This is a genomic window from Achromobacter sp. D7-1 (assembly GCF_059760445.1).
Genome location: NZ_JCBAMT010000150.1, coordinates 1 through 7,818 on the forward strand (window position 1 = coordinate 1; position 7,818 = coordinate 7,818).

At 66.0% G+C, this 7,818-nt stretch carries 6 protein-coding genes; all 6 read right to left on the reverse strand.

Annotated features, from left to right (window positions below; translation table 11 throughout):
• A partial coding sequence (locus AC6LKD_RS32180; RefSeq protein WP_498118508.1) for a 4Fe-4S dicluster domain-containing protein occupies positions 1-615 on the reverse strand: 615 nt, incomplete at its 3' end.
• Positions 616-621: 6 nt separating this feature from the next.
• Positions 622-1,722, reverse strand: coding sequence for a glycolate oxidase subunit GlcE (gene glcE, locus AC6LKD_RS32185; RefSeq protein WP_498118509.1), 1,101 nt, complete (start codon positions 1,720-1,722; stop codon positions 622-624).
• Positions 1,723-1,733: 11 nt separating this feature from the next.
• Positions 1,734-3,233 carry an FAD-linked oxidase C-terminal domain-containing protein gene (locus AC6LKD_RS32190; RefSeq protein WP_207466228.1) on the reverse strand — a complete coding sequence of 500 codons (1,500 nt, stop codon included), beginning with the start codon at positions 3,231-3,233 and terminating at the stop codon, positions 1,734-1,736.
• 203 nt (positions 3,234-3,436) lie between these two features.
• A complete protein-coding gene (locus AC6LKD_RS32195) occupies positions 3,437-4,846 on the reverse strand; it encodes an FAD-binding oxidoreductase (protein WP_498118510.1) in 1,410 nt (469 codons plus the stop codon).
• A gap of 102 nt (positions 4,847-4,948) precedes the next feature.
• Positions 4,949-6,022 (reverse strand): 3-deoxy-7-phosphoheptulonate synthase AroG, encoded by a 1,074-nt coding sequence (gene aroG, locus AC6LKD_RS32200; protein ID WP_498118511.1) that lies wholly within the window; start codon positions 6,020-6,022, stop codon positions 4,949-4,951.
• 253 nt (positions 6,023-6,275) lie between these two features.
• Positions 6,276-7,736 carry a metalloprotease TldD gene (tldD, locus tag AC6LKD_RS32205; RefSeq protein WP_013392574.1) on the reverse strand — a complete coding sequence of 487 codons (1,461 nt, stop codon included), beginning with the start codon at positions 7,734-7,736 and terminating at the stop codon, positions 6,276-6,278.
• Positions 7,737-7,818: the final 82 nt, after the last annotated feature.

Sequence of the window (7,818 nt, forward strand, 5' to 3'; positions counted from 1 at the left end):
GACGGCATACGAGATGGTTGCCTCTGTCTCGGGGGCTGGGAGTGGTGTATAAGAGCCAGATTCGATGGTGGGCATCAGGGCGGGCTGCCCGCAGCCGGCCAGCATCAGCACCTGCCGCGCATGGCCGGCCACCTGCGGCAGCGGCCCCGCCGCGCGGCGTTCCGGCACCTTGCGCTTGAGCGCCTCGGGCAACATGCCGCGCACCGCCTGCCCCAGCCGCATCGCGGGCGCGAACAGCGGCGACAGCATGGTCTTGCGCAGCAAGGTACGTTTGGTCTTGTCGGCCCAAGTGCGCGGCACGCGCTCCTCGACGATCTTGCGGCCGATATCCACCAGATGGCCGTACTGGACGCCAGACGGGCAAGTGGTCTCGCAATTGCGGCAGGTCAGGCAGCGGTCCAGGTGCTGCTGCGTGGACTGCGTGGGCTCGGCGCCCTCCAGCACCTGCTTGATCAGGTAGATGCGTCCGCGCGGGCTGTCCAGCTCGTCGCCCAGCACCTGATAGGTAGGACAGGTCGCGGTGCAAAAACCGCAGTGCACGCAACGCCGCAGGATGGCGTCGGCCTCCTTGCCCAGATCGGACTCGCGTGCCCAGGATGCCAGATTGGTTTGCATGATGCCCTATAGATCCAGGACCAGACGGCCGGGGTTGAACAGGCCGGCCGGATCGAGCTCTTGTTTGAGGCGGCGCGTGATCGCAGCGATCCCGGGCGCCAGCGGATGGAATACGCCGTCGGCCGGCGCCCTGCCTGGCCCGGCGCGGAATAGCGTGACGTGGCCGCCCAGCCGCTCGGCGGTCTCGCGCAACGCGGCGGCATCATGCTCGCCCGACAGCCAGCGCTGGCCTCCGCCCCACTCCAGCAAGGCAGGTCCCAGCCCGAGGGCGGCAGCAGTGGGCGGCAGCGCCAGGCGCCACAAGGGCCGGCCCGGCGCGAAAAAGGCGTGGGTCTGCTCGCGCAAAGACCGCCACCAGGCTTGCGCCGCTTCAGGCGCCAGCGGCGCGCCGCCTATCAGTTGACGGGCGCTGGCGATCGCGGGCGGCGCGCCCGACAGGCGCACGGCCATCTGGCCGTCCCCGTCGTCGCCGCTCCAACTGGTGGCGGAGATCGGCAAGGGCTTGCCGCGCCACAGGGCGAAGCTGGCCAAGGCCTGCGCCTCTGTGGCGGGCAGCGTCAGGGTGACTTCTTCCATCGGCCGCGGCACGACCTTCAAGGACACTTCGAGTATGGCGCCGAAGATGCCGTGCGAACCGGCCAGCAGGCGCGACACGTCATAACCCGCCACGTTCTTCATGACCTCGCCGCCGAACGAGAGGATGCGGCCTTCCGAATCCAGCAACTGCGCGCCCAGGACGAAATCCTTGAGCGCGCCCGCGCTCATGCGGCGCGGGCCCGACAGCCCCGCCGCCACGCATCCGCCCACTGTGGCGGAGGTCGAGAAATGCGGCGGTTCGAACGCCAGCATCTGCCCATGCTCGGCCAGCGCGGCTTCGAGTTCGGCCAGCGGCGTGCCCGCGCGCACCGTCACCACGAGTTCGGAGGGGTGGTAGCTGACGATGCCGCGATAGGGCGTCATGTCCAGCAGGCAGTGGCCATCCTGCGGCGTCACCGGACGGTAGTTGCCATAGAACGCCTTGCTGCCGCCGCCCATCACAAACAGGGGTTTGTGACCGGCACGGGCCGTCATGACCTGGTCGCACAATTCCGACAGGACGAAATCCATAAGGACAGGTCCTAGAAACGGGCGAGATCGGGGAAGCGCAGCTCTCCCGCATGGACATGCATCTTGCCGTATTCGGCGCAGCGGGCCAGCGTGGGGATGACTTTTTCAGGATTGAGCAGGCAGGGCGGATCGAAGGCCCGCTTTACCGCCAGGAACGCGTCGAGTTCTTCGCGAGAGAATTGCACGCACATTTGATTTATCTTCTCCATACCCACCCCGTGCTCTCCGGTCACGGTCCCTCCTACCTGCACGCACAGTTCAAGAATGGCGGCGCCGAATTTCTCGGCGCGCTCCACCTCGTCCGGCTTGTTCGAATCGAACAGGATCAACGGATGCAGGTTGCCGTCGCCCGCGTGAAAGACGTTGGCGCAACGCAGGCTGAACTCGTCTTCCATCTGTTCGATGGCACCCAGCACGCGCGCCAGATGGCGGCGCGGTATCGTGCCGTCCATGCAATAGTAATCAGGCGATACCCGCCCGGCAGCCGGGAAGGCGTTCTTGCGGCCGGCCCAGAATTTCAGGCGCTCGGCCTCCGAGGACGAGACCTGGCAGCGCGTGGCGCCCGCCTCGCGGAACACGGCCTCCATGCGCGCGATCTCGTGCTCGACCTCTTCGGGCGTACCGTCCGACTCGCACAGCAGAATGGCTTGTGCGTCCATGTCGTAGCCCGCGCGCACAAAGGGTTCGACCATGTGGGTCGCGCGGCGGTCCATCATCTCCAGGCCCGCCGGTATCATGCCGGCCGCGATCACCTGCGTGACCGCATTGCCCGCCGCTTCCACGCTGGAAAAGCTGGCCATGACCACCTGCGCGCAGGCCGGCTTGGGGATCAGCTTGACCGTCACTTCGGTGACCACGCCCAGCATGCCTTCCGAACCGATGAAGACGGACAGCAGGTCCAGGCCGGGCGCATCGGGCGCTTCGGAACCCAGTTCGACCACATCGCCATCGATCGTCACGACCCGCACCCGCAGCACGTTGTGCACGGTCAACCCGTACTTCAGACAATGCACGCCGCCGGAGTTCTCCGCCACGTTGCCGCCGATGGAACAGGCGATCTGGCTGGAGGGATCGGGCGCGTAATACAGCCCATACGGCGAAGCCGCCTCGGAGATCGCCAGGTTGCGCACGCCGGGCTGCACGATGGCCGTGGCGCTGGCCAGGTCGATGTGCTTGATGCGATTGAATTTCGACAAGCCGAGCAACACGCCGCGGCTGTGCGGCATGGCGCCTCCGGACAAGCCGGTGCCAGCGCCACGCGCAACCACGGGCGCATTCAGGCGTTTGCAGATGCGCATGACGGCCTGCACCTGCTCTTCCGTTTCAGGCAAGGCAACCACCGCAGGCAGCGCGCGATATAGAGAGAGGCCGTCGCACTCGTAAGGGCGCGTATCCTCTTCGCGGAACAACACGCAGTGCGCGGGCAAGGCGGCCGACAACGCCTCGATGAGCTGCTGCAAGGAATAAGGCGCCTGCACTTGTGCCAGGCCGGTTTCGACCAATGAATTCATGAGCGCAACAATAGCGCGAGCACCCGTCACTAGCAGACCGGGATTTACCCGCATCCGTGCACCTATGGCACACCAGATAAGTAACCAGCCGTAATCGCATGCCGCACACGGCCGGCGCCCGCCTCGCTCGACCGTTCCGCCGGCAAAAAAAAGCCGACGGCATGCCGTCGGCTTAGGATGTCGGCGGCGCTGCCGCAGCAGGCTTACCAGGACACGATCTTGCCGGGATTGAGAATATTGTTGGGATCAAATGCGTGCTTCAAGCTGCGCATCAGATCCAGGGCATCCTCGCCATGCTCTTCGGCCATGAACTGCATCTTGTGCAGGCCCACGCCGTGCTCGCCCGTGCAGGTGCCGTCGGCGGCAATCGCGCGGCGCACCAGGTTGTGGTTGATGGTTTCGGATTCTTCCCATTCCTTGGCGTTGTCCGCATCGAGCAGCATCAGCACATGGAAGTTGCCGTCGCCGACGTGGCCGACGATCGTATAGGGGAAGCTGGCGCGGTCGAGCTCCTCGACCGTGTCGCGCACGCAATCAGCCAGGCGCGAGATCGGCACGCAGACGTCGGTGGTGCTGGCGCGGCAGCCGGGTCGCAGCTGCAAGCCGGCAAAGTAAGCGTTGTGGCGCGCGGTCCACAGGCGGCTGCGGTCCTCGGGGCGCTCGGCCCATTCGAAGTCCATGCCGCCATGCTCCGCCGTGATCGCCTGCACGGTTTCGGCCTGTTCCTGCACGCCAGCCGGGCTGCCGTGGAATTCGAACACCAGCAGCGGCGTCTCGCGCAGGGTCAGCTTGCTGTGCAGGTTCACCGAGCGCACGCTGGCCGCGTCCATGAATTCGACGCGGGCGACCGGCACACCCATCTGGATGATTTCGATCACGCTCTGCACGGCCGAATCCAGCGTGGGGAAATTGCAGACCGCGGCCGACACGGCTTCAGGCTGCGGGTACAGGCGCACCGTCACTTCGGTGATGATGCCCAGCGTGCCTTCGCTACCCACGAAGATGCGCGTCAGGTCGTAGCCCGCCGAGGACTTGCGCGCGCGGCCGGCGGTGCGGACGATGCGCCCGTCCGCCGTGACCACAGTCAGCGACATGACGTTCTCGCGCATGGTGCCGTAGCGCACGGCGTTGGTGCCGGAAGCGCGCGTGGCCGCCATGCCGCCGAGGCTGGCGTCGGCGCCCGGATCGATCGGGAAGAACAGCCCGGTGTCGCGGATTTCTTCGTTGAGCTGCTTGCGCAGCACGCCGGCCTGCACGGTGGCCGTCAGGTCCTCGGCGTTGACCGCCAGCACCTTGTTCATCTGCGACAGGTCCAGGCTGATGCCGCCCTGGATCGCCAGGATGTGGCCTTCGAGCGAAGACCCTGCGCCGTAGGGAATCAGGGGCACGCGATGCTGATTGCACAGCTTGGCGATCTCGGCCACTTCCTCGGTCGTGTGCGCGAAAACCACCGCGTCCGGCGGCATGGCCGGATAGGGAGATTCATCGCGGCCGTGGTGGTCGCGCATGGCGGAGGATTCGGACAAGCGATCGCCAAAGCGGGCGCGCAAGGCATCCAGACAGGCGGCCGGCACCGGACGGCGCAACGATTCGGCGTGCAAGGGAGCGTTCATGGTCAGCGTGATCTCGGGTTCGTTAACCTGATTATTCTACGCCGCCGCGCACGCCGCGCCGCAAACCGCCAGGCGCTGGCGATCGGCGGCGCTGCCAGGGGCTTACTTGCCGGAAGTCAGGGCGACCCGGCGGCGTTCGCGCACGGCGTGCGCCAGGCGCTCGAGCACCGCGACCGAGGCGTCCCAATCGATGCAGCCGTCGGTGATGCTCTGGCCGTAGACCAGCGGCGTGCCCGGCACCATGTCCTGGCGGCCGCCCAGCAGATGGCTTTCGACCATGACGCCCACCAGGCGGCTGTCGCCCGCTTCCATCTGGCGCGCCACGTCTTCGACGACCAGCGGCTGGTTCTCGGGTTTCTTGCTGCTGTTGGCGTGGCTGGCGTCGATCATGATGCGCTGTGCCAGGCCGGCCTTGGACATGTCCTGGCAGGCCGCATCGATGCTGGCCGCATCGTAGTTCGGCGTCTTGCCGCCGCGCAGGATGACGTGGCAGTCCTCGTTGCCGGCCGTCGACACGATGGCGGAATGGCCGCCCTTGGTCACCGACAGGAAATGGTGCGGCTGCGACGCCGCCTTGATCGCGTCCACCGCGATCTTCACATTGCCGTCGGTGCCATTCTTGAACCCCACCGGACACGACAGTCCCGAAGCCAGTTCGCGATGCACCTGGCTTTCCGTCGTCCGAGCCCCGATCGCCCCCCAGGAGACCAGATCCGCGATGTATTGCGGCGTAATCATGTCCAGGAACTCGCAACCCGCCGGCAGTCCCAGGCTGTTGATGTCCAGCAGCAATTCGCGGGCGACGCGCACGCCCTTGTTGATGTCGAAGCTGCCATCCAGATCCGGATCGTTGATCAGGCCCTTCCAGCCCACCGTGGTCCGCGGCTTCTCGAAGTACACGCGCATCACGATTTCCAGGTCGGCGCTCAGCCGGTCGCGCACGGGCTTCAGACGCTTCGCATATTCGATGGCCGCGCGGGTGTCATGGATGGAGCAAGGACCGATCACGACGATCATCCGGTCATCCATGCCATGCAGGATGCGGTGCATCCCCTGGCGGGCGGCGAACACGGTGTCGGACGCCTCCTTGGTGCAGGCGAACTCGCGCATGACGTGCGCGGGCGGGTTCAGCTCTTTGATTTCTCGAATGCGAAGGTCGTCGGTATTGTGTGACACGGAACTGCTCCTGGGTTGCCCGCCACGGGGATGTTCCCGAGGTGGTTTCCTCAACTGGCGGCGCAAAAAAAGCCGCCAGTTCGCTGGCGGCTTTTTTGGGGGGATTCTTTCCAAACTTCAGATTGAGCGCGTCCCTTCCTCCGCCAGCGGCTTCAGAAAACCATAAAAATAAAAATAAAAGGCGGGGGACGCGAATTTCATGGGGATTGACTCTAGCACAAATTTTTCGGGCCGTCACCCGTTTTTTTTCGGATCAGGCCGTGCCGCCGACCGTCAGGCCTTCCATGCGGACCGTGGGCATGCCCACGCCCACAGGCACGCTCTGCCCATCCTTGCCGCAGGTGCCCACGCCCGAATCCAGCTGCAGGTCATTGCCGATCATGGTGACGCGGTTCATGGCGTCCGGACCGTTGCCGATCAGGGTGGCGCCCTTGACCGGGTAGGTCACCTTGCCGTTTTCAATCATGTAGGCCTCGGACGCGGAGAACACGAACTTGCCGTTGGTGATGTCGACCTGACCGCCACCGAAGTTGACCGCGTACAGTCCGCGCTTGACGGACGACACGATTTCCTCGGCCGGCTTGTCGCCCGCCAGCATGTAGGTATTGGTCATGCGCGGCATGGGCAAGTGCGCAAACGATTCGCGGCGGCCATTGCCGGTGGCAGCGGTCTTCATGAGGCGCGCGTTCAGGGTGTCCTGCATGTAGCCGCGCAGGATGCCGTCTTCGATCAGCACGTTGCGCTGGGTGGCGTTGCCTTCATCGTCGATATTGAGCGAACCGCGACGATCCGGGATCGTGCCGTCGTCCACCACGGTGACCCCCTTGGAGGCCACGCGCTCGCCGATGCGGCCGGAGAACACGCTGGAACCCTTGCGGTTGAAATCGCCTTCCAGCCCGTGGCCGACAGCCTCGTGCAGCAGGATGCCGGGCCAGCCGGAACCCAGCACGACGGTCATCTCGCCGGCCGGCGCCGGGCGCGCTTCCAGGTTCACCATGGCTTCGTGCACCGCGCGCTCGACATAGCCTTGCAGCATTTCGTCCGTGAAATAGGCCAGGCCCAGGCGGCCGCCGCCCCCGGCGTGGCCCATCTCGCGACGGCCGTTGCGTTCGGCAATGACGGTCAGCGACAGGCGCACCAGCGGACGCACATCGGCGGCCAGGCGGCCGTCGCTGCCGGCCACCAGCACCACGTCGTATTCGGCGCCCAGGCCCGCCATGACCTGGATCACGTGCGGATCGCGCGCGCGCGCCATGCGCTCCACGCGTTCCAGCAGCGCAACTTTTTCCGGGGCGCTCAGCGTGGCCACCGGATCGATATCGGCGTACAGGCTGCGGCCGATCTCGGCTTCGACCTGCGCCGCCACCTTCACTTTGCCGGCGCCGCGGCGCGCAATGCCGCGCACGGCGTGGGCCGACGACAGCAAGGCTTCGGGCGACAGCGAATCCGAATAGGCGAAGGCGGTTTTCTCGCCGCTCACGGCGCGCACCCCGACGCCCTGACTGATCGAAAAACTGCCCGTCTTGACGATGCCCTCTTCCAGGCTCCAGCCCTCGCTGCGCGTGTACTGGAAGTACAGGTCGGCGTAGTCGACCTTGTGCGTGAAGATCTCACCCAGCGCGCGCGCCATATCCGCCTCGGTCAGCCCCCAAGGGTCGAGCAGCAGGGATTTGGCGGTGGCGAGGGAAGCAATGGCGGGATCGATGATTTTCATGGGGCTCTGTACAGGAGGCGGCGGCGCGCTGGCGCGCGCTCGCGGTGATACTCGAGATCATATCGTAACGCCGGCGCGGCCC